General features: G+C 69.5%; 1 protein-coding gene and 1 pseudogene. One reads left to right on the forward strand and one right to left on the reverse strand.

The features are described from left to right. Positions 1-558 (forward strand): annotated as a pseudogene (locus x551_RS22600) (aromatic ring-hydroxylating dioxygenase subunit alpha); the annotation flags it as partial. A gap of 21 nt (positions 559-579) precedes the next feature. Here x551_RS22600 and x551_RS22605 read toward each other — a convergent pair. Continuing rightward, positions 580-1,054, reverse strand: a 475-nt coding sequence (locus tag x551_RS22605; protein WP_036251898.1) for a helix-turn-helix domain-containing protein, incomplete at its 5' end; no start/stop codon positions are given.

Genomic DNA, 1,054 nt, shown 5'->3' on the forward strand with positions numbered 1-1,054 from the left:
ATCGACCATGTGCACGGCGAGATCATCACCACGCGCGGGCAGCTGTCGACGCTGGTGCCGCAGATGCGCGAGGGCGAGCGCGCCATCTCCGCTCGCTGGGAATGGCAGCAGACGCCGGCGATGCTGATCTTCGCCAACTTCCTGCCCGAGCCCGCGGCCGGCGCGCGCCACTTCTTCGACATCACCTGGACGCCGCCCGCGAACATCCAGCTCTCGGTCGGTGCGACGCAGGACGGCGGCGCGCTCGACCTGGCCGGCTGCATCGGCCAGTACGACCTGCACACCTGCACGCCGGAGACCGCGAACACCACCCACTACTGGTTCGCGACACGGCGCAACCACGTCGTCGAGGACGCCGACTACAACGCCATGAAGATCCAGGCCATGCATGCGGCCTTCGAGAACGAGGACGGGCCGATCATCGAGGCCGTGCACGACGAGATGGGCACCACCGACTTCTTCAGCCTGAACCCGGTGCTGATGACCAACGACGTGGCACCGGTCAAGGTGCGGCGGCGCCTGCGACAGCTGATCCAGGACGATCGGCGCGGCGCCTGAGAGCGGGCGCCGCCGCGCGCCTCAGGACTCGCGCTTCTTGAGGCGGTATTCGACCTGGCCGCGCCGCAGGCGCAGCAGGCGCGCGGCCGCGGAGATGTTGCCGTCGCTGCGCTCCATCGCGCGCTCGAACAGCAGCGACTCGATCTGCTCGAAGGACGGCAGGCGGGCCAGCAGGTCGTCGGCCAGTCGCTTGCACTGGTCGCTGGCCTCGCCGGCGCGCGGGACCAGCTCGCCGTGCGCGCCTACGCTCAGCGAACGCAGCTTGAGCTGCTCGCCGCCGGAGAACAGGTGCTGCACGTCGATCTTGCCGTCGTCGTCGGCCAGGATCACCGCGCGCTCGACCATGTTCTCGAGCTCGCGCACGTTGCCGGGCCAGTGGTAGTCCCACAGCGCGTCGTAGGCGCGCGTGGTCAGGCCGGCCACGCGCTTGCCGCAGCGCCGATTGCAACGTTCCAGGAACAGTGCGACGAGCAGCGGGATGTCCTCCAGGCGCTCG

This window comes from Methylibium sp. T29 (assembly GCF_000576205.1).
Classification (GTDB): domain Bacteria; phylum Pseudomonadota; class Gammaproteobacteria; order Burkholderiales; family Burkholderiaceae_C; genus Methylibium; species Methylibium petroleiphilum.